This is a genomic window from Pantoea sp., from assembly GCF_039594315.1.
Classification (GTDB): domain Bacteria; phylum Pseudomonadota; class Gammaproteobacteria; order Enterobacterales; family Enterobacteriaceae; genus Pantoea.
The window spans coordinates 1-21,787 of sequence record NZ_JBCNNP010000042.1 but is presented as its reverse complement, the minus strand read 5'-3'; the positions used below and the strand labels follow the sequence as shown (position 1 = coordinate 21,787).

At 54.2% G+C, this 21,787-nt stretch carries 18 protein-coding genes; 2 read left to right on the top strand and 16 right to left on the bottom strand.

Annotation, left to right across the window (positions count from 1 at the left end):
- The first annotated feature begins 329 nt into the window (after positions 1-329).
- Positions 330-1,403, top strand: coding sequence for a porin (locus tag ABDW13_RS18395; RefSeq protein ID WP_343554005.1), 1,074 nt, complete (start codon positions 330-332; stop codon positions 1,401-1,403).
- 137 nt (positions 1,404-1,540) lie between these two features.
- Here ABDW13_RS18395 and ABDW13_RS18390 read toward each other — a convergent pair whose 3' ends face one another.
- The 7 genes from ABDW13_RS18390 to ABDW13_RS18360 all read right to left on the bottom strand — a co-directional run bounded on the left by ABDW13_RS18390 (position 1,541) and on the right by ABDW13_RS18360 (position 9,104).
- Positions 1,541-2,968: a YchO/YchP family invasin gene (locus ABDW13_RS18390; RefSeq protein ID WP_343554004.1), complete on the bottom strand. Its 1,428-nt coding sequence runs from the start codon at positions 2,966-2,968 to the stop codon at positions 1,541-1,543.
- A 247-nt stretch (positions 2,969-3,215) separates the two neighbouring features.
- Positions 3,216-4,013: a glucose 1-dehydrogenase gene (locus ABDW13_RS18385; RefSeq protein ID WP_343554003.1), complete on the bottom strand. Its 798-nt coding sequence runs from the start codon at positions 4,011-4,013 to the stop codon at positions 3,216-3,218.
- A gap of 11 nt (positions 4,014-4,024) precedes the next feature.
- Entirely contained in the window at positions 4,025-5,092 is a 1,068-nt protein-coding gene (locus ABDW13_RS18380; RefSeq protein WP_343554002.1) for an ABC transporter permease, read from the bottom strand.
- Positions 5,093-5,111: 19 nt separating this feature from the next.
- Positions 5,112-6,632 carry a sugar ABC transporter ATP-binding protein gene (locus ABDW13_RS18375; RefSeq protein ID WP_343554001.1) on the bottom strand — a complete coding sequence of 507 codons (1,521 nt, stop codon included), beginning with the start codon at positions 6,630-6,632 and terminating at the stop codon, positions 5,112-5,114.
- Positions 6,633-6,641: 9 nt separating this feature from the next.
- A complete protein-coding gene (locus ABDW13_RS18370; protein WP_343554000.1) occupies positions 6,642-7,253 on the bottom strand; it encodes a DUF2291 domain-containing protein in 612 nt (203 codons plus the stop codon).
- A gap of 45 nt (positions 7,254-7,298) precedes the next feature.
- The gene (locus tag ABDW13_RS18365) at positions 7,299-8,234 is read right to left on the bottom strand and encodes a D-ribose ABC transporter substrate-binding protein (protein WP_343553999.1); all 936 of its coding nucleotides are present in this window, start codon (positions 8,232-8,234) and stop codon (positions 7,299-7,301) included.
- A 72-nt stretch (positions 8,235-8,306) separates the two neighbouring features.
- Positions 8,307-9,104: a GolD/DthD family dehydrogenase gene (locus tag ABDW13_RS18360; RefSeq protein ID WP_343553998.1), complete on the bottom strand. Its 798-nt coding sequence runs from the start codon at positions 9,102-9,104 to the stop codon at positions 8,307-8,309.
- A 361-nt stretch (positions 9,105-9,465) separates the two neighbouring features.
- Here ABDW13_RS18360 and ABDW13_RS18355 point away from each other — a divergent pair, with 361 nt between their 5' ends.
- Positions 9,466-10,284, top strand: coding sequence for a DeoR/GlpR family DNA-binding transcription regulator (locus tag ABDW13_RS18355; RefSeq protein ID WP_343553997.1), 819 nt, complete (start codon positions 9,466-9,468; stop codon positions 10,282-10,284).
- 128 nt (positions 10,285-10,412) lie between these two features.
- On the opposite strand, the gene cheZ is transcribed toward ABDW13_RS18355, so the two are convergent.
- From cheZ to cheA, 9 genes are all read right to left on the bottom strand, one after another.
- Entirely contained in the window at positions 10,413-11,054 is a 642-nt protein-coding gene (gene cheZ, locus ABDW13_RS18350) for a protein phosphatase CheZ (RefSeq protein WP_343553996.1), read from the bottom strand.
- 9 nt (positions 11,055-11,063) lie between these two features.
- On the bottom strand, positions 11,064-11,453 hold the full coding sequence (gene cheY / locus ABDW13_RS18345) for a chemotaxis response regulator CheY (protein WP_007892562.1): 390 nt from the start codon (positions 11,451-11,453) through the stop codon (positions 11,064-11,066).
- Between the two features lie 39 nt (positions 11,454-11,492).
- Positions 11,493-12,542, bottom strand: a complete 1,050-nt coding sequence (locus ABDW13_RS18340) for a chemotaxis response regulator protein-glutamate methylesterase (protein ID WP_343553995.1) — start codon at positions 12,540-12,542, stop codon at positions 11,493-11,495.
- Positions 12,539-13,414, bottom strand: a complete 876-nt coding sequence (gene cheR / locus ABDW13_RS18335) for a protein-glutamate O-methyltransferase CheR (RefSeq protein ID WP_343553994.1) — start codon at positions 13,412-13,414, stop codon at positions 12,539-12,541. Before cheR ends, ABDW13_RS18340 begins: the two co-directional genes overlap by 4 nt.
- 104 nt (positions 13,415-13,518) lie before the next feature.
- Positions 13,519-15,198, bottom strand: coding sequence for a methyl-accepting chemotaxis protein (locus ABDW13_RS18330; protein ID WP_343553993.1), 1,680 nt, complete (start codon positions 15,196-15,198; stop codon positions 13,519-13,521).
- A 213-nt stretch (positions 15,199-15,411) separates the two neighbouring features.
- Positions 15,412-17,076, bottom strand: coding sequence for a methyl-accepting chemotaxis protein (locus tag ABDW13_RS18325; protein ID WP_343553992.1), 1,665 nt, complete (start codon positions 17,074-17,076; stop codon positions 15,412-15,414).
- A gap of 326 nt (positions 17,077-17,402) precedes the next feature.
- Positions 17,403-19,082: a methyl-accepting chemotaxis protein gene (locus ABDW13_RS18320; protein WP_343553991.1), complete on the bottom strand. Its 1,680-nt coding sequence runs from the start codon at positions 19,080-19,082 to the stop codon at positions 17,403-17,405.
- Between the two features lie 171 nt (positions 19,083-19,253).
- Positions 19,254-19,751: a chemotaxis protein CheW gene (gene cheW, locus ABDW13_RS18315; protein ID WP_007892553.1), complete on the bottom strand. Its 498-nt coding sequence runs from the start codon at positions 19,749-19,751 to the stop codon at positions 19,254-19,256.
- Between the two features lie 22 nt (positions 19,752-19,773).
- The gene (gene cheA / locus ABDW13_RS18310; RefSeq protein ID WP_343554017.1) at positions 19,774-21,744 is read right to left on the bottom strand and encodes a chemotaxis protein CheA; all 1,971 of its coding nucleotides are present in this window, start codon (positions 21,742-21,744) and stop codon (positions 19,774-19,776) included.
- Positions 21,745-21,787 lie beyond the last annotated feature (43 nt).

Here is a 21,787-nt window from a genome sequence, read left to right as displayed (position 1 = left end):
TTGAATATTTGTTATTGAACAATAATGCATAGGGATGTGCTATTTAACGAAAATAAACACAGTGATATTTACGCATCTTTAAAGTTAAAATAAATCAACAAAATCAATTAAATAACTATTTAAATCAACCTTAAAACTGCGAATCAAGAGATAAGTTTAACCAATGTAAACTTCCACATAATGGAATTAAAGATTAAAAATCACACAAAAAGCCAATATGAAATAAAATGTTACATATATTGCACTGTCGATCTTGAACCTTTTGTGTCATTTTCTTTTCACCCCAAACATGGGGACAAAATTAAAAAAACTCACAGGGTAAAAATTAAATGATGAAGCGCTCCTTACTGGCAGCAGTGATGCCTTTACTGCTGGGACTTTCTTCGGCTCAGGCCGCCGAAATCTATAACAAAGATGGCAACAAGCTCGATCTGACGGGCAAAATTAACGTCTCTCACACCTTCTCTGATACAGCTTCAGCCAATGGCGATAACGCGTCTTACACCCGTATTGGCTTTAAAGGCGAGACTAAAATCAACGATCAACTGACCGGTTACGGCCAGTGGCAGTACCAGTACAGCCTGAGCAACTCTGAAGGTAGCGATGCCAACGTGGGCAACAAAACTCGTCTGGGCTTTGCCGGTCTCAAATTTGGCCAATTTGGCTCAGTCGATTACGGCCGTAACTACGGCTTGGTCTATGACGTGCTGGGCGTGACCGATATGCTGCCATTCTTCGGCGGCGATCAAGGTTACTCCGATGGCTTCCTGTCTGGCCGCTCTGGTGGTGTGCTGACCTGGCGCAACAAAGATTTCTTCGGTCTGGTGAAAGGCTGGAACGTAGCTGCGCAGTACGAAGGCAAAAACGATCGTAGCGATGCCTCTGTTGCGGTACGTCGTTCAAATGGCGACGGCTTCGCGCTGTCAACCTCATATGATTTCGACTTTGGTCTGAGCCTGGTTGGCGCTTACGCCAGCTTGGATCGTACTAACGCGCAGAACCTGGCTACGCATGGCGATGGTGAAAAAGCGCAGCATTGGACTGCGGGTGTGAAATATGACGCCAACCAGATTTACCTGGCAACCATCTACGGCGAAACCCTGAACGCGACGCCAATCCCGAATGGTTTTGCAAACAAAGCGGTTAACTTCGAAGCCGTTGCCCAGTACCAGTTCCTGAATGGCCTGCGCCCATCACTCGGCTACGTATCATCGAAAGGCAAAGATATCGAAGATATTGGTGATGTTGACCTGACCAAATACGTTTCTGTCGGTGCAAATTATTACTTCAACAAAAACATGTCTGTGTACGCTGAGTACAAGATTAACCTGTTGAAAGACAACAACGCGCTGGGCATCGCTTCTGACGATGTCACCGCTGTGGGTCTGATTTACCAGTTCTAAAACCAAGTTCCCTCATTGCATCCTCGGCTAGTGTCGGCTGAAGATGAGCAAAGGGCAGCGCAAGCTGCCCTTTTTTGCTTTATGTCTTCGTCGGGTCGACATTTAGGGCGACCACATATCAACACCCGATTCAATCGTCAAAAACTAAACCGAGTGTCCTCACCTTGATCCAACGAGAACGGCGGCTGCAATTGCAGCACAATGACATTCGAGGTCACGCGATTCTGCTTGCTGTCTTCCAATATCACCGACAAGCGATAGCTGTTGCTGGCACCCGGAGAGCTATCCCACGCGGGCATGATAATGCTCCAGCCTTGCGGATCGTTCGGATTGGCACCCGGCGTCAAACTTAACGCCTGCGTATCGCCCTGCCATTGAACTTTGCTGATGGCATTAGCATTACGAATCTGCAATTTCAGCGGCAGACTCTCCCCGCCGTTTAACTGCCACGGCGGCGTGGCGAGAAACACCGACAACACTTTCTTCTGGCGATATTCCAGCACCGGCGTGTTGGTGCGCGTGACATTGTCGTAGCGGCTGCCGCGCAACGAATGCGCTTCGGCAACGTTATCCGGGCTGAGCTGCTGGCTCAGCGCCACGCCAAAGCGATAGTTGAGGCGCAAACCGAGTTGATCCTGGCTCTCGCCGGTATCGCTGGTTTTATGGCTGGCCGAAATTGTCACCAGCGGCACCGGCGTATAGGTCACACCAAAAGTCAGTGCTGAAGGATTGTGATAGCGATTACCGGAACTGAACAAATCGACGTCATCACCCAGATATTGTTGCCAACTCACTGAAGCGCCCAGTTGGCGATACTGCGGCAGATAGCCTTGGGTAGTGAAATCGTAGCCGCGCGCCATACGTTGTTGCTGGAACGGATCACGATCCTGCCAGCCGGATAGCGGCGTGTAGTAGTTGGCGGAAAAGCGCAGGTAATCACCCCAGGCTTCGGTTCCGAGTGAGCCGCGCTGCTGACCACTGCTGAACATACGATCAACAAAGCCGTTATATCCCAGCAGCCATTTACCCGCCACCCAACGTTGGCCCAAACCAAAATTTCCCACCAATCCGTCATCGGTTTGGTGGAAGCCCACCTGACTAAAGGTTAAATAGCGGTAGTTATCAGCCCAAGGCGTTAGTAACGACGCGCCGCTGCCGTTGAAGTTGCCGTCGATATCAACATTGAAGTCGATTTGCGCATTGCCATACGGCGAAAGTAGCGTCTGCCCTTCGTTCACCAGTCGGCTTCCCAGCTCATCACGAAAATGGTTAAAAGCCCAAAGACCGGCTTGTTGGCTGAGTGTGTTATCGCCGCTGGTGTTTTGGCTGGCTTCACCAATGCTTTTGGCAATGGTCGCCAGCTTTTTATCGAACGCGGCGGTTTCATCCTGATATCCCAACGCGGGCAACTCATCGGCCATTTTTTGGAAACGAGTGGGATCGCTAAACGGCGCGTCGGCGATTTTAGTGTCAGAGATAAGCGCCAGGGCAGGTATGGTGGTAACCAGAGCGGAAAGACCCGAGGCAAAGCGCAAAAATTTAAGTGAAAACGAAGTTAGTAACATAGCAAAAATAGGGTTCAACTTAGCTCAGAATTAGAGGTGGCTCACAAAACTGCACAAGTCTACCCTAGCACATTCTGATGCAGGTGCCGGATGCGTCTTGTTCTGATTAAGACAAGTGGTGAAAAGTTGGCTGGTATGCGGAATTATTTTGTATGGTGTGCGGATTATACCAGGTCACTATAAATGGTGACCGACGATGTTCAGCGCGGTTTTGTAGGGCCGCCATTTTTGGCGACCTCTAACGACCTTAAGAGAATATCAATCCGCCATCCACGTTAATGGTTTGCCCGGTGATATAACGCGCATCGTCTGAAGCGAGAAACGCCACCAAACCGGCGACATCTTGCGGCTGACCAGCACGTTTAAGCGGGATGTTCTCCACCCACTCCGCCATCAACTCGCCTTTGCCGTACTGTTTCTTATCGCTGCTGAGGATCTCGCCCCACACGCGATCATTGTAATCCCACATTTCACTTTCAATGATGCCGGGACAGAACGCATTGACGGTGATGTGCGACGGCGCTAACTCCAGCGCCAGACTTTGCGTAATGCCAATGACACCCATCTTGCTGGCGGCATAGTGCGGCGTATAGATGAAGCCCTGACGCCCTTGCCCCGATGAGGTGTTAATCAGGCTGCCACCGCCTTGCTTGACCATATACTTCGCGGCTTCGCGACAGCACAACCACACACCGGTGGTGTTCACCGCCAGGATCTTCTCGAAGTCACTTTTAGGCATCGCATCAAAGCGATCAATGGTGATGACGCCCGCATTCTGAATCGAGACATCAATGCTGCCAAAACGCTCGGCGGCTTGCTGATAAAGCTGCTGCACCTCGGCTTCGTTGGTGACATCCACTTGCAGCGCCAAAATTTCGCTGCCGAACTGTTTCTCAATTTCCTGCGCGGTGGTAAACACCCGCTCAGAGTTTGAGACCATCACTAACCGTGCACCATCGCGGGCAAAGCGTGCCGCAATGCCGGCACCAATTCCCCGGCAGGCGCCGGTAATCACCACTGTTTTGCCACTAAAATCGCGTGTCATATTGCCTCCTGTTATCCGTGCGTTGCTTCAGGCAGGGCGGCCGATTGCTGCTTTTTTTCATGTCTGCGCAGCAGCACCACCTTACTTTGTAATTTTTGCTGGAACTGGTCGATGACCACGGCGGTAACGATCACCAGGCCTTTAATCACCATTTGCCAGAAATCACTGACCCCCATCATCACCATGCCGTCTGCCAGGAACACAATGACGAAAGCACCGATGATCGACCCCGATACCCGACCGCGTCCGCCCGCCAGCGCCGTGCCGCCCAGTACCGTGGCACCAATGGCGTCCATCTCGAACATATTGCCGGTCATGGGGTGCGCGGTTTGTAATTGTGATGCGACGATCAGGCCCACCAGCGCGGCGCACAGTCCTGAGAAGGCATAAACGAACACCTTGACCTTGATAATCGGCACACCCGCTAAGCGTGCAGCCGATTCGTTGCCGCCAGTGGCGTAGATGTAGCGGCCCAATGGAGTTTTGCGTGTCAGATACAAGCCGAGCAGCAGGAAGCCGATCATGAGCCAGATGGGAATATAGACGCCAAGCACCGATCCAGAACCGAGCAGAGCGAATCCAGTGTTACCGAGCGCGGGCGTGCCAACCAGGTTGGCGTAGGTGCTGCCATCGTTAAACAGCAATGCCGCGCCACGCGCCACATACATCATGCCGAGCGTACAGATAAACGGTGCCACGCCGAGCCGGGTGACGACTGCGCCATTAATCAGCCCTAAAGCAATCCCGAACAGCGCCACCACCAGAATCACTTCTGGCACATTGAAGAATAGAATGTTGCCGCCCCACAGTGGCACGCCGTTGGTGAGCAAAGCCCCCGCCACCATGCCGCAGATCCCTGCAACCGCACCCACCGAAAGATCGATACCGCCAGTCAGAATTACCAACGTCATACCAATCGCCAGCAAGCCGGTGATCGCCACATGTTGCGTCATGATCAGCAGGTTCGAGGTGGTAAGGAAGTTGGGCACCATAAAGCTGAAGAAGCCCACCACAATTAACAGGGCAATAAAGGTACGTGCTTTCAGCAGGTACATATAGATCAGGTATTTTTGATTCATCGCTTATTCTCCAGCAGGCTCAATCGTGCGGTGTTGAGGCGCTAATCAGGGCTTCACGCGTGGCCGCCGCGCGCGGTAAGTCGGCGGTAATGCGGCCATCCGCCATCACCAAAATACGATCGGCCAGCGCCATCACTTCATCCAGTTCGGAAGAGGAGAACATCACCGCCAATCCCTGTTGAGCCAGATTGCCAATCAGGTGATACACATCGGTTTTTGCCCCGACATCAATGCCGCGTGTCGGTTCATCCAGCAACACCACTTGTGGTCCGGTCATCAGGGCTTTGCCGAGCACCACTTTTTGCTGGTTACCCCCACTTAACGAGGTGATCGGCAGTTCTGCATCGCTGACTTTAATGGCCAGGTGACCAATCATTTCGTCGACGCGACTTTGTTCTTTTTGTGGATTGAGCATGCGCCAACAGCGCCGGAATCCGCGCAAGCTGAGATCGCTGAGCGTCATGTTGGCGGTGATCGACATCAGTTGCACCACGCCTTCGGTTTGGCGATCTTCCGGCACTAACGCAATGCCCTTTTTGAGCCGCTGCTGAAACTTACGTTTCTCCAGCGCCTCGCCATTCAGACTGACGCTGCCAGACTGGCAATGCATCATGCCAATCAGACCTTTGAACAATTCGGTACGCCCTGCGCCCAGCAAGCCGTAAATGCCAATCACCTCGCCTTTGCGTAAGGAGAAAGAGACATCATTTAGCTTGTAGCCGCCGTTTTGATGCAGCGCCGTAAGTCCGTTAACGTTGAGTACCGTGTCGCCTTGTGGTGCCGGTTGGTAATCAAAGTGTTTTTTCTTGTCGCCGACCATCTGTTCGATGATCCAGGGAATCGAGGCATCGCGCACTTCGCGCTCACTGATAAAACGCCCGTCACGGAAAATGGTGATGTGATCGCCAATCTCCATCAGCTCTTCAAGCCGATGCGAGATATAGATGATGGTGACGCCACGGCGTTTAAGCTGTTCGATGACGTTAAACAACACTTTCACTTCAGACTGGCTGAGTGCACTAGTCGGTTCATCCATGATCAGCACGCGGGTGTCTTTCGACAGCGCCCGCGCGATCTCCACTAACTGCTGATGGCCAATGCCCAACTCAGCTAGCGGCGCGTAGGGATCGACATCCAGCTCCAATCGTTCCAGTAACGCTTTAGCCAGCGAATATTGGTACTTTTCGTTGATCACCCCGCGCTGGAAAAACTCGTTGGCCATGAAAATGTTGTCCATCACATTCATGTTGGGAAACAGGTTCAGCTCCTGAAAAATAATGCTGATGCCGTGTTTTTCCGCCTGATGCGTGGAGCCTAAAGACACCGCTTCACCATCCAACAAGATCTCGCCCGATGAAGGGACTTCAACCCCGGCCAGCATTTTCATCATGGTCGATTTGCCCGCGCCGTTTTCGCCGATCAACACGTTGACCTTATTGCGATAAACGCGGTAATTAACCTGATCGAGGGCGGTGACGCCGGGATAGATACGCGACACATTGCGCGTTTCGATAATCACGTCACTTTGAGGATTGCTCATATCCGCTCCTTACTGACGTGTAATCGCGGCGGGTGTCACATTCGGCACCTGCTCGGGCGTATCGAAACTGCTGAACACGCCAACCAGCTGCACTTTGTCGCCCACCTTCGGCTTGAAAGCGCTCATCATGTTGGCCGCCTGTTGATTGATCGCCTTGCTGTAATCGCCAAACAGCACCTGATCGTTGAAGTCTTGATAACTGGCACCTTTATAGGCGTCACGCAACACGGTGCCGGGGAAGATGGGGCCGATTTGCACGGTAATGTTGTCGCCTGAAACATCTTTCACCGTCATGCGACCATTTTTTGAAGTGGTGTTGACTGCCGTCACTTCGCCACTGACGTTGACGCTAAACACGCAGGGATTCTCTTCCTGACTGCGGTAACCATAGGTTTTACACGCGCTGTCAAAATCCTTGGCGGACTTCAACTGATTGAGCAGTTCTGCCACCGGCTTAGCATCATGTTGAACCTGCGGCACCAGCTTCTGCTGCCAGGTTTGAGCGATGTTCGCCATTTTCGGATTTGGGGGATTTTTTAAGTCGGCCAGCTCCTGCTGCGACACAATGCGGCAACCGCTAAGGATCACGACGGGAAGCAGTAACCAGAGTCGTCTGTGCATTACATTCTCCTGGGCGCCCGTTACACGGGCGCACCGATTTGATAATTACGACTTGAAGTTAAAGTCCTGCACGCCTTTAGCATTGTCTGGAGTGATGAGGATGCCGCGGAACATCACGCGCTGTTTCTCCGGCTTGGTGCCTTTCTGAATGAAGTTGTCGAGATCGGTCACGCCCTGCGCGGCAATCGCCTGTGCTTGCAACATCACTGTGGCTTTCAGGTCACCTTTTTCGACCGCATCGCGTTCATCGTTGCTGCCGTCAATCCCCACCACGATGACGTCATTACGCCCCGCCGCTTTCAGTGCCGCAATCGCGCCTAACGCGACAGGGCCGTTACCACAGATCACGCCTTTCACGTCCGGATGCGCCTGCAAGATGCTGTCCATGATGCGTTTGCCGTCGATCAAGGTGCCTTTGGCATCCTGACGCGCCACGCTTTTCATGTCGGAATATTGGTCAAGTACCTGATGGAAGGATTTGGAACGGGTGACGCAGTTGTTGTCGGCGAGGTTACAGGTCAGCTCCGCGTAGCTGCCCTTTTCACCCATCTTCTCGACGAAGACGTTGGCGACGTCAGAGCCAGCCTGGAAGTTGTTGTGCGTAATTTGCGCCAAAGCGACATCATCAACCGGAATTTCACGGTTGATCAGCACTACCGGAATCCCGGCATCTTTGGCTTTCTTGATGGCCGCCACACTGGCCGTCGAGTCGGCGTTATCCAGCACGATACCCTGCACTTTTTTACCGATAGCCGCATCGATCAATTCGCTTTGCTTCTTCACATCTTCGCCGTGCGACAGCACGCTGGTTTTATACCCCAGCTCTTGTGCTTTAAGGTTCGCGCCCTTAGCTTCCGAAGCGTAATACGGGTTATCCAGTGAGTTCACCAGAATCATGATGGTGCCTTTTTCGGCAGCGAAACTGGCTTGAGACAACATGCAGCTAGCAATAGCAGTCAACAGCAGGGTACGTTTTTTCATGGTGGTATTCTCTTTGTTGTAATTGCAGGGTCAGCCGATTGTTTTTATGGGTGGTGCTGGTGTTGGCGCGGCTTACCAAATGGTAAAGCCACCGTCGATCATTAAATCTGCACCGGTAATCATGTCGCTGCCGTTGCTGGCGAAAAACAGCACGGCGGCGGCGATTTCGTCGGTATAGGCAAATCGTCCTAATGGGATCAGTTTTTTCATTTGTTCGCCCTTCTCGCCACGCCAGGCTTTTTCACCCATTGGCGTCAGTACGACGGTCGGCGACAAGGTGTTCACGTTGATGCGATGCGGAGCGAACTCCTTCGCCATCACTTTGGTCATGCCCAGCAAGCCCGCTTTGGCTGAGGTATAAGCAACGTGGTTATCAATGGCGATGGAAGCAGCTTGCGAGGCAATGTTGATGATTTTGCCGCCGTTACCGGCGCGCACCATGCGTTTGCCTGCGGCCTGTGAACAGAGGAACGGGCCGGTGAGATTTACGGCAATTTGCTTCTGCCATTCGGCGAAGTCAGTTTCCAATACCGGCTGCAACATCACATAACCCGCGCAGTTCACCAGAATATCGAGCTGTCCGTAATGCTGTTCTACGTGGTCGAAAGCCTCTTCGACCGAGGCCGGTTCGGTGACATCACAGCACACCAACAGCACGCTATCTGACGGAAATTGCGCCTGCACGCTGGCGACTTTGTCACGTTCAAATGGAGGATAAAGCAGCGCCAGCCGCGCACCTTTCTCCAGCAGCATGGCGTTGCTGGCCATGGCAATCCCGCCCAACCCGCCGGTGACCACCGCCACTTTGCCAGTCAGATCTAGATTGCTGTCCACGCCGTAGCGCAGGTTGACATCATATTCACCACTCATCTTCTCTCCTTTGGCTCTGATTATGGCTGGCCGGGTTATCGTTTGGCGTTATTGATTTTCGAACAAAAATATAAGCTATCGTTTCGCAACGGTTTGTGGGTGAGATCAAATTTCATACAAATCATCGCAATAAATTTTATCTGCATGATTTAATTGAATTTGAATAAAACACGAATAAATTGATATGGAAAGAGCTGCTAACCCCGTTATGAGAAATCAATCGCATAGCACACAATGATTTTCATTCGAAAATCATTGTCGTTGCGAGCCACCTCGCAAATGCCCAAAACGCAGAGTAAAATCAGCTCGGGTTTCCTTATGAGCGAAATCAGACCGTGATTGGAAAGAGGGAGCATTTCGATTGAAAAGCAAAACTGAGCAGCTGGCTGACATGCAGCAGCGCCGTGAGAAGATTCTGGAGATGATCCGCGAAGACGGCACAGTCACGGTGAAAGCGCTAACCGATACTTTTGGTTTGACGGAAGCGACGATTCGTACCGACCTGCGTATGCTGCAAAAAGAGGGGCATGTGCAGCGCTATCACGGTGGTGCCACCTTGATGACCGGTAAACAAAATACCGGCGCGATGCTGTTGGAGCGTCAAACACATCTTGAAGAAAAACAGGCGATTGGGCGTTTGGCCGCGCAGTATGTGGAAAATGGCGACACGGTAATTTTCGATTCCGGCACCACCACCACAGCGATTACCGAGGCGATTAGCCACATTCGCCGTTTGTCGGTGATTACTACGGCGGTGAACATTGCGTTGAAGCTGGGTGGCGAGCCGGGGATCAATATTTTACTCACCGGCGGGACGTTTAAATTCCCTACGCTGTCGACGTCAGGTGAGAAAGCAGCGTCGTTTTTCGAAAACGTGTTGGCGGAGAAGTTGTTTCTTGCTACGGCGTGTATTTCACCGCGCCTGGGATTGAGCTTTCCGAGTGAGACCGATATTAAAGTCAAAATGGCGATGATTAACTCCGCCAATACCGTGTATGTGGTGGCCGATTCCAGCAAGATCGATAAGGTGTCGATGTTCGCCTTGCCGTGCGATTGGAGCCACATTCATTATTTGATTACCGATAGCGGGATTTCTAAAGCGCAGATTGCCGCGTTTGAAGCGCTGGGCGTGCAGGTGTTGGTGGCGCAGTTGCCGATGGCGCAGAAGCGCGCTGTGTGAAGTGAGGGGCGCGCTGTCCCTCACCCCGGCCCTCTCCCGCAAGAGGGCGAGGGAGCAAAGCAGGCGATACCCGCCTAATTATCCCCTCTCCCACGTGTGGGAGAGGGTTAGGGTGAGGGAAAGCGAACTTAGAACCCTAAGCTATCCAGCAAATCATCAACCTGATCCTGGTTCGCCACCACGCCGGGTGCATTGGCATGGATCTGCGGGCCGTTCAGCAGGCTGTTGCCCTCTTTGCGGGCCGCGGCGTTCGCTTCTGGCATATTCTCCAGCAGCACCATCAGCAATTGACGCTCGATCTCCTGGATCACATCCATCATGCGCTTGATCACCTGACCGGTAAGGTCCTGGAAATCCTGCGCCATCATGATTTCGAGCAACTGCTTGTTGGTGTACGAGGTGTGTCCCGGCACATCTGTCAGGAATTGGCGCGTATCCGAAACCAACTCGCGCGCATCTGACAGTTCAATCGGATTTTCAAACCATGCATCCCATCGGCCTTTCAGCTGATTGGCGCCGGCTTCCATTTGGTCCTGGTGTGGCTGCGCTGCATCAACGCAGTTCAACGCACGTTCTGCCGCTTGAGCCGTCATCTGCACAACATAATCCAAACGATCGCGCGCATCGGGAATCGCTTCCGCCGCTTCGGCAATCGCCTGGTCAAGCCCCAGCTCACGCAAACTGTCACGCAGCATGCGCGTCAGTGAGCCGATCCGGGCAATAATGTCGTGTGCAGAGGCTTCTTCGGTTGATTTCGAAAGGTCGCTCATCACATCTCCTTACATACCCAGTTTTTCGAATATTTTGCCCAGTTTCTCTTCCAGCGTGGCGGCCGTGAACGGCTTAACCACATAACCGCTGGCACCGGCCTGCGCGGCGGCGATGATGTTCTCTTTCTTAGCTTCCGCCGTCACCATCAGCACCGGCAGTTTGCTCAGCGCCGCATCGGCACGGATGGTTTGCAGCAGTTCCAGACCGTCCATGTTCGGCATGTTCCAGTCGGAAACCACGAAATCAAAGCCGCCAGCACGCAGTTTGGTCAGTGCATCAACACCGTCCTCTGCTTCTTCGACGTTATTGAATCCCAGCTCTTTCAGCAGGTTACGGACGATACGACGCATCGTATTGAAGTCATCCACCACCAAAAAGCGCATATTTTTATCAGCCATATCTACTCCCGTGTTGTCTCGTCCAGCAGGACGGGCTCGTTAAATTCGCAATGCCTGTCCGGCGCTAATTTTCGCCAGCATGTGCTGACTGATGTGGCCTAAATCGACCACTTCACTGGTGCCGCCCATCGCAATCGCTTCGCGCGGCATGCCAAATACCACACAGCTGGCTTCGTTCTGCGCGATGGTCCAGGCGCCCGCGCGATGCATTTCCAGCATCCCGGCCGCGCCGTCGTTACCCATCCCGGTCAGAATCACACCAACCGCATTTCGTCCTGCGTGTACCGCCACTGAGCGGAACAGCACATCCACCGATGGCTTGTGTCGATTCACTGGCGGGCCATCATTCAGTTTCACCACATAGTTGGCACCGCTACGCGCCAGCTCCATGTGCATCGCGCCCGGCGCAATGTAGGCGTGGCCCGGTAAAATACGCTCGCCGTCTTCCGCTTCTTTTACGGTGATCTGGCACAGCTTGTTCAGTCGCTCAGCGAATGAACGGGTAAAACCGGGCGGCATATGCTGGGTGATCAGCAGCGCTGGGCTGGTGGCCGGCAGCGGCTGGAGCACATGGCGAATCGCTTCGGTGCCGCCGGTTGAAGAACCGATGGCAATCAGTTTTTCACTACTTAACAGCGGGCCCGCTTTCAGCGTGGCAGGCACCGGCGTGGCCGCGCGCGCATGCAATTTGGCACGCGCTGCCGCACGAATTTTGTCGGCAATCATTTGGCTATAGGCCAGCATGCCTTCACGGATGCCGAGCTGCGGCTTAGTGACGAAATCCACCGCGCCCAACTCCAGCGCACGCAGCGTGACTTCCGACCCTTTGCCGGTCAGTGACGACACCATCACCACCGGCATCGGGCGTAAGCGCATCAACTTCTCAAGGAAATCGAGGCCATCCATGCGCGGCATTTCCACATCCAGCGTCAACACTTGCGGGTTGTACTGTTTGATTAAATCCCGCGCCACCAGCGGATCTGGCGCGCTCGCGACCATCTCCATATCGGGATGGCTATTGATGATTTCAGTCATCAACTGTCGCATCAGCGCAGAGTCATCCACGCACATCACGGTGATTTTGCTCATCGTCTTTCCTTGCTCAGTCCGTAGACTGTCTGTCCACGCAGCCAGAACTCTTTGCTGATCTGGCTAAAGTTCTCCGAGTGCCCGGCAAACAGCAGACCGCCGGGTTTCAGCAGGGGCACGAAACGGCGCAGAATCTGTTCCTGCGTCTCTTTGTCGAAATAGATCATCACGTTGCGACAGAAAATCACGTCGAACGGACCTGGCAACGCCCAGTCGTGTGCCAGTAAATTCAGTTGCGTATAGTTCACCATGTTGGCGAGGTCGGAACGCACGCGCACCATGCCTTCGTGCGGTCCGGTGCCGCGCAGGAAGAAGCGTTGTAGCTGCGATTGTGACAAGGTGCGCAACTCTTCCTGGCGATAAACGCCCGCCACCGCTTTCTCCAGCACTTGCGTATCGATGTCGCTGGCATGCACCTGGAATTTACCCGGCCCAGTGCCCAGCGTTTCCGCCAACGTCATGGCGATGGAGTACGGCTCTTCGCCCGTTGAGGCGGCGGTGCTCCATACGCTGTAATTCCCGCTACGCTTACGCGCATGATCCGCAAGGATCGGGAAGTGATGCGCCTCGCGGAAGAATGAGGTCAGATTGGTGGTCAGCGCGTTAATAAACGCCTGCCACTCAGCACTGTTTTGGTCTTGCTCCAGCAGCGCCAGATAACGACCAAAGTCATCAATATTCAGCATGCGCAAACGGCGCACCAGGCGGTTGTAGACCATCTCACGCTTGTGGTCGGCCAGCACAATGCCCGCACGCTGATAGATCAGCTGGCTAATACGACGAAAGTGAGTATCTGAGAGCGGCAAGCGTTGCACCATTTGCGCAAGCAGCGTTGTCGCTTCACTTTGATCCAATAACGTCGATTTCTTCATTTCAGGTCACCCGGCAACAAACTGATTAAATTGTGATACTGCGGTTGCTACTGTGCTGCCAGTACGCGCCGTGTTCACGGGCCGCCTTGCGGCGGCCACAGTGATTAAAAGGTTTCCCAGTTATCGTCAGCGCTGCGTGCGCCTGCCGGTTGCGCCAGTGCTTTTGGCGCGGCAGAGCGTACATTTTTTGCCGCTGTAGTTACGTTAACGGCCTGAACGACAAATTCTTTACCAATATTGAACACCGCAACCGACTGTTTCAGTCGGCTGGCCTGATCTTCCAGTGCCGCCGCCGCCGTCGCAGACTCTTCTACCAGCGCGGCGTTCTGCTGGGTCACGCGATCCATCTCGTTCACCGCCAGACCCACCTGATCGATGCCACGGCTCTGCTCGTCGGACGCCGAGGCGATTTCGCCCATGATGTCCGTGACGCGCGTAACCGCATTAACGATGTTGGTCATGGTTTCCCCTGCGCTCTCCACCAGCACCGAACCGGTGTTGACGCGGCTGACCGAATCCTCAATCAATCCTTTAATCTCTTTCGCCGCCTGCGCACTGCGTTGTGCCAGACTGCGCACTTCGCCTGCCACCACCGCAAAACCACGACCTTGCTCACCGGCGCGCGCAGCTTCTACCGCGGCGTTCAGTGCGAGGATGTTGGTCTGGAAGGCAATGCCGTCGATCACGCTGATGATGTCAGCAATTTTCTTCGAGCTGCCGGTGATCTCTTTCATGGTCGTGACCACGCCATCGACCACTTTGCCGCCCTGCTGCGCGGTTTCGGAGGCAGTCAACGCCAGCTGCGAAGCCTGACGGGCGTTTTCGGCGTTCTGCTTCACCGTGGCAGTGAGCTGCTCCATGCTGGCGGCGGTCTCTTCCAGCGAAGCCGCTTGCTGCTCGGTACGCGAGGAGAGATCGTTGTTGCCCATGGCGATTTCGCTGGCACCGGTGTAAATCGCATCAGAACCATCGCGCACGCTGCGTACGGTGCGCGCCAGTTCCTGCTGCATCTCTTGCAGAGAGCTGAGCAATTCACCCATCTCATTGCGCACGTTGATCTCAATCTGCTGCGTGAGATCGCCGCGAGCGATGTGACGGATGTGTTCAATGCTCTGTTTCAGCGGACGGATCAGCACCGAACGCATACCGCTCCACACCAGTAAAATCACCAGCAACGTCACCAACAGCGTGCCCGCTACAATCAGGATCGATTGGCTGTAGGCGCTTTGGTTGGCCTCAATGCCTTTATTCGCCAGCACAATGTTATTGGCTAACCAGGCGTCATAATCCTTGGCAAATTTGTCCTGGAATCCTTGAGTGGGTTGGTCAACAAATCCTTTGAAATTACCGCTGCCGAGGAACTCAATTAACTCGCTCAGCGCGCCACGGTAGGCGTTGTAGTTAGCCTGCAACGTCAACACGTTTTCCGCGGTTTTGCCCTTTTCCGACAAATTGGCGTTAAAGTCAGCGAAACCGGCATCCGCTTTCTTTAATTCCTCACTCGCCAGCGCCACCAGATCTTTCACGGTCGCGCCCGAGCCTGCCTGCTGACTGTCCAGCAGATAACGGATCCCTGCACGGTTCAGCGTGTTACGCGCCTGAACCAGCGATACCCATGAGGTGCCCATCGCCCGTTGCAGCGTGCTAAGACGCTGGTTATAGGCAAAATTATCTTTATCGGCTTTCACCGTGGAATAAAACACTCCCCCGGAGAACAGCTGCAGTAAGGCAAACAACACCAGCACGCACAGCAAGCCGGAAACAACACGAATACGACTAAACATAAACACCTCATTGGTTGGCGGATCGCCTCTGTTATCGGCGCTGTGCGGGGGATCTTTATGCGTGATGGAAGGGGTTGGACCAGCGGGAGGAGATTGGATTGGTGCGGTTGGTCCCTCACCCTAACCCTCACCCACAAGTGGGAGAGGGAACCGATCGCAGAATATGTAGATCGGGTGCGGTTGGCACGGGTGAGGGACAGCGAGCGCAATAACTTAAAACGTTTCCCAGTTGCCATCGCTTACCGGCGTAGCGACCACTTTGCGTGGCGCGCTGTTCACCACACGAGAAACCGCTGCTTTAGCCGGTTGCAACTGCGCGGCGCGCGGAATGCGGAACACCGATACTGCCTGGCTTAAACGACTCGCTTGCTCTTCCAGTGAAGCCGCCGCTGCCGCCGACTCCTCCACCAACGAGGCATTCTGCTGCGTGACGCGATCCATCTCGGTCACCGCTTGTCCCACTTGATCGATACCGCGGCTCTGTTCATCGGAAGCCGAAGCGATTTCGCCCATGATATCCGTCACGCGCGTTACCGCACCGACGATGTCATTCATGGTTTCACCGGCGGTGCCCACCAGCTGTGAACCGTTGTTCACGCGATTGACTGAGTCTTCGATCAGCCCTTTAATCTCTTTCGCTGCCTGCGCGCTGCGTTGCGCCAGGTTACGCACTTCACCCGCCACCACAGCAAAACCACGGCCCTGTTCGCCAGCGCGTGCGGCTTCTACGGCGGCGTTCAGAGCAAGGATATTGGTCTGGAAAGCGATGCCATCGATTACGCTGATAATGTCAGCGATTTTCTTCGAACTCCCGGCAATCTCGTGCATGGTACGCACCACGCCATCAACTACATCGCCGCCTTTACGTGCGGTATCTGACGCACTCAACGCCAATTGCGAGGCTTGACGCGCATTCTCAGCATTCTGCTTAACGGTGGCAGTGAGCTGTTCCATGCTGGCAGCAGTTTGCTCCAGCGATGCGGCTTGTTCTTCAGTACGCGCCGAAAGATCGTTATTACCGGCCGAGATTTCGCTGGCACCGGTGAAAATCGCATCGGAACCGTCGCGCACATTGCCGACGGTAGTGACCAGCGACTGCTGCATCTCATGCAAGCTGGACGCCAATTGGCTCATTTCGTTACGCCCTTCCACGGTGATGGTTTGCGTGAGATCGCCCGCAGCGATGTGACGAATATGCGCCAGCAGTTGATGCAGCGGCTGGATCAGCACGCTACGCAGGCCGAACCAGCAACCGATGATCACCGCCACCACGATGATCGCCACGGAGGCCAGCAACCACATCATGGTGTGGAACGCTTGTTGGTTTTGCGCCACGCCTTCGGCAGATAAAGCACTCTGCGCGCTGCGCCACTTTTCGTAGGTCGCTTTCATCGCCACCTGCTTGGCTTCGATGTTTTGCGCAAACATACCTTGCAGATCGTTGGCTTTCAGGCGCTCCAGCATCGCTTTCAAGCCGTTGTTGAAGGCGGCGTAATTCGCTTCTAGCTCATCGCGTAGCGCATCCGGCAAACCCGGAGTGCCGGGCAGATCGTAATAACGCTGATAGTGCGCCGCTGCAACGTCGAGCTGTTTTTCTGTTTGGCTGATTAAGGCCGAAAGTTGGCCGCCATTGGCCTGTGCAGCCATGGTGCCTTGCATGCGCAACATGGCGCGGTTGAGGACGGTGCGCGTTTGGTTTAATTCGATCCACGCATCTGACATGGCGGCAACGTTGTTGGTTGAGGTCTGCGCCACCGCAAACGCTTCTTTATCTTTTTGTAACGCCGACCAGAACAGGCCGCCGGACAGCAATTGCAAAGCACCAAAAACCAGCAGGACGGCGATAAGGCTGGTGACGACATTGATTCGTTTTAACATAGATTCTCCAGAGAAAGGTGTTGGCTCCCCCTGTTATCGACCGCCGTTGTGAATTTTTCAGGGCGTTTAAGCTACTTTACGAATTAAAACTCTGCGTTTAAGCATGAATGCAGTGTTTTATAACTAAAGAAATTAACAGTAAAAAAAATGCGCCTTTATCGGCTGAGCGATAAAGGCGCATTTGAGTTTGGAGTGGTTTGTCCCTCACCCCGGCCCTCTCCCGCACGCGGGAGAGGGGGAAAACCGTGCAACACTTGCATCTTCTGCAGGCGGTTCCCTCTCCCACTGGTGGGAGAGGGTTAGGGTGAGAGACAGCGACGCTAAACTTAAAACGTTTCCCAGTTGCTATCGCTCACCGCCGCAGTAACGGCTTTGCGCGGTGCACTTAACGTCGGAGGCGCAATTTGTGGATGACGCACCGCGGCTTTCGCCTGCGAGGGTGCCTGGCTGGCGCGCGGCGCGCGGAACACCGCCACCGACTGGCTCAAGCGGCTCGCCTGCTCTTCCAGTGAAGCCGCCGCCGCCGCAGATTCTTCCACCAGCGAGGCGTTCTGCTGGGTCACGCGATCCATTTCCGTTACCGCCTGGCCCACTTGATCGATACCGCGGCTCTGCTCATCAGACGCCGAGGCAATCTCGCCCATGATGTCAGTGACACGCGTCACCGCATTCACGATGTCGCTCATGGTCTCACCGGCGGTGCCGACCAATTCAGAACCGCTGTTAACACGGCTAACCGAATCTTCGATCAAGCTTTTGATCTCTTTCGCCGCCTGCGCACTGCGCTGAGCCAGATTACGCACTTCACCGGCAACCACCGCAAAACCACGGCCCTGCTCACCGGCACGCGCTGCTTCAACGGCGGCGTTCAGCGCCAGAATGTTGGTCTGGAAGGCGATGCCATCGATCACGCTGGTGATATCGGCAATCTTCTTCGAACTGCCCGCGATATCGCTCATGGTGCGTACCACGCCTTGCACCACATCGCCGCCCTTCTGTGCGGTTTCCGATGCACTCAATGCCAACTGCGACGCCTGACGTGCATTTTCCGCATTCTGTTTCACCGTCGCCGTAAGCTGTTCCATGCTGGCGGCGGTCTGTTCCAGTGAAGCCGCCTGCTCTTCGGTACGTGCCGAGAGATCGTTGTTGCCCGCAGAGATTTCACTCGCGCCGGTAAAGATGGCGTCGGAACCGTCACGCACATCACTCACGGTACGCACCAGCGACTGCTGCATATCATGCAAGCTGGAAGCCAACTGACTCATTTCGTTGCGACCGTTGACCGCGATACTTTGCGTTAAATCACCCTGCGCGATGTGCTGAATGTGTTGGATGTTGTCATTCAGCGGCTTGATCAGGATTTTGCGCATGCCGAACCAGCACAACGCAATCACCGCCACCACTAGCGCCATCACCGCAGCCAGCAGCCAGATCATATGCTGATAAGCGGAAGTGTTGGCGGCTACGCCCGCTTCGGTTAAACGATCCTGGTCGGCACGCCATTGGCGATACTCTTTCAGGAAGGCATTTTGATTCGGCGCAACCGGCGCTTTACCGGCCAGCACCAGATCTTTCGCCAGCAGCGCATCCTGCAATTGACCCAGCGCGCTAGCGTAAGCGGTATAAGTGACATCTAAACGCTTATTCAGCTCGACATCCTGCCCTGGCGTGTCCGGCACCGATTTGAACAGCTGATAATTATCCGCTGCATTTTTCTGGAACGCTTTGCTGTCGTCATATAGACCAGCAATATCCGCTTCTGCGCCAGTGAGTTTGCTGGTCGCCATACGCAGCTGAATACGGGTGAGTACCACACGGCTCTGGTTGAGGCTCATGTAGGCGTCATTGATGGCGGCAGTATTTTTGCTCGCCAGTTGTGAAACGTTGAAACTGGATTTGTCATCGCTGAGCGCTTTGAAAAACAGCGATCCGGATAACAGCTGGAGGAAGCCAAACACTAACAACACCAGCAGTAAACTGGTGACAACGCGGATTCGTGTAAACATAGTTTGCCCTGGAAAATAGAGAAAAGTTGGTACACAACAGTTATCGACCAGCGGCGGGGAATATTGAGAGAAAAAGTAGGGTTTTTCGAACTTTTGTAATTGATTTACAAGGGAATTAGTTGACTTTAGTGATGATAACGGGCTGCCGGAACAGCCCGTTTTTAATGCGGATTATGCGGTACGCAGATTATCGACCAGCGCCATCTCTTCGCTGCTCAGCAGCTTTTCGATGTCGACCAGAATCAACATACGCTCGCCGAGCGCGCCGAGTCCGGTCAGATATTCGGTTGACATCGTCACGGCGAATTCCGGCGAAGGACGGATTTGCTCTTGCGTCAGTGACAGCACATCAGAAACGCCGTCAACCACGATACCCACCACGCGCTGCTCCAGATTCAGTACGATCACCACGGTGTTCTCGTTGTAATCGACATCCGGCTGCGAGAATTTCACGCGCAAATCGATAATCGGCACGATCACGCCACGCAGGTTGGTCACGCCTTTGATGAATTCTGGCGTGTTGGCGATACGAGTTACCTGATCGTAGCCGCGGATCTCCTGCACTTTCAGAATGTCGATGCCGTACTCTTCGTCACCCAGTGTGAAAACTAAGAATTCCTGGCCCACGGTTTCGCCAGCGATTTTGGTCACGGTTGCCATGTCAGTCATTTTTTTACCCTTTCGTTATCTATTACGCTGCGGCACCGGCCACACGCTTTTCACGGTTCAACGATTGCAGTGCTGAAACATCCACAATCAGCGCCACGCTGCCATCGCCAAGGATGGTGGCGGCTGAAATGCCTGGCACTTTGCGGTAGTTGCTTTCGAGGTTCTTCACCACCACCTGATGCTGACCAATCAACTGATCAACCAACAGTGCGTAGCGACGACCTGCGCTTTGCAGAATCACCACGATGCCTTGAGTCGCGTCAGTTTTGGCGTTCTGCACTTCAAACACATTCCACAGCTCAACCAACGGCAGATATTCGCCACGGACTTCCAACACGCGCTCGCCACCGGCCAGCGGTTTCAACTCTTCGGCGGTCGGTTGCAGTGATTCCATCACCGCATTGAGCGGCAGAATGAACACTTCGTTGGCCACACGCACTGACATGCCATCGAGGATCGCCAACGTCAGTGGTAGCAAGATGCGAATGGTGGTGCCTTTACCCTGCTTCGAGGAGATTTCGACGTGGCCGCCCATCTCCTGAATATTACGTTTCACCACGTCCATACCGACGCCACGACCGGAAACGTCGGTGACCTGCTCGGCGGTGGAGAAGCCTGGCGCGAAGATCAGCATGCCGACTTCTTCATCGCTCATGCTGTCGCTCACCGGCAAACCGGATGACAACGCTTTAGCCAGAATACGTTCGCGGTTCAGGCCGGCACCGTCATCGATCACTTCAATGCAGATGTTGCCGCCCTGATGTTCCGCTGACAGCGTTAAGTTGCCGACGGCAGTTTTGTTGGACGCCAGACGTTTTTCTGGCGTTTCGATACCGTGGTCGAGGCTGTTACGCACCAGGTGAGTAAGCGGATCGATAATGCGTTCGATCAGGCTCTTATCCAGTTCGGTTGAGCTACCCAGCAGCGTCAATTCCACTTCTTTACCCAGCTTGCTGGCCAGATCGCGCACCAGACGCGGGAAGCGGCTGAAGACGTACTCCATCGGCATCATACGAATCGACATCACCGATTCTTGCAGGTCACGAGCGTTACGCTCCAGCTGGCCCATGCTGTTCAGCAAGTCGCCGTGCGCCACCGGGTCCAGCGCGCCAGAACGTTGTGCCAGCATCGATTGAGTGATCACTAATTCACCGACCAGGTTAATCAGCTGGTCAACTTTCTCTACCGCAACGCGGATGCTGCTGGATTCGCTGACTTTGGCCGGTGCAGCGGCGCGTTTCGGTTCACGTTTCGCGGCAGGCGTAATATCGGTGACGGTGGCAACCGGCGCGGCTTCAGCCACTACTTCGGCGACAACCGGCGCTGGCGCGCTAGCGGCTTCCGGGAACTGAATTTGTGCTTCATCAATCACAAAGCACAACACCGCCACGATGTCGTCTTTACCGACGCCATCAATGGTGACTTCCAGCGAATTTGCGCCTTTTACCACATCGGAAACGGTGCCGAGATTGCCCAGTTCTTCCAGCATCAAATCTGGTTCTTTTTCTTTCAGATCAACCAGTTTCAGACGCAGGCCAGCGGCAGCAGTAACCGCTGCGGCGATTTCAACCACGTCGGCCACTTTTGGTGCTTCAGGCGCGATGCCTTTTGCTTCCAGTGCCAGCTGACGCAGCGCTTCGCAGATGTATTTAAAGCTTTCTGCATTCGGTTCCTGCGCCGTTTTATAGGCATCGAGCTGTTCTTGCATAATATCTTTGGTTTCCAAAAACAGGTTGATGATGTCGGTGCTGAGCTGCATTTCGCCGCGGCGCGCACCATCCAGAATGTTTTCCAGGATGTGGGTGGTTTCCTGTAATACCGTAAAGCCAAATGTACCGGCTCCGCCCTTAATGGAGTGGGCGGCGCGGAAGATGGCATTCAACTGCTCGGAATCGGGCTCCTGGGGATCGAGTCCCAACAGGTGTTGCTCCATATCCGCTAACAGCTCATCGGCTTCATCAAAAAACGTCTGGTAAAAATCGCTGATGTCCATGCTCACGGGATCACCTCGGCTGTGAGGGTTGGTCTGGTGTCAC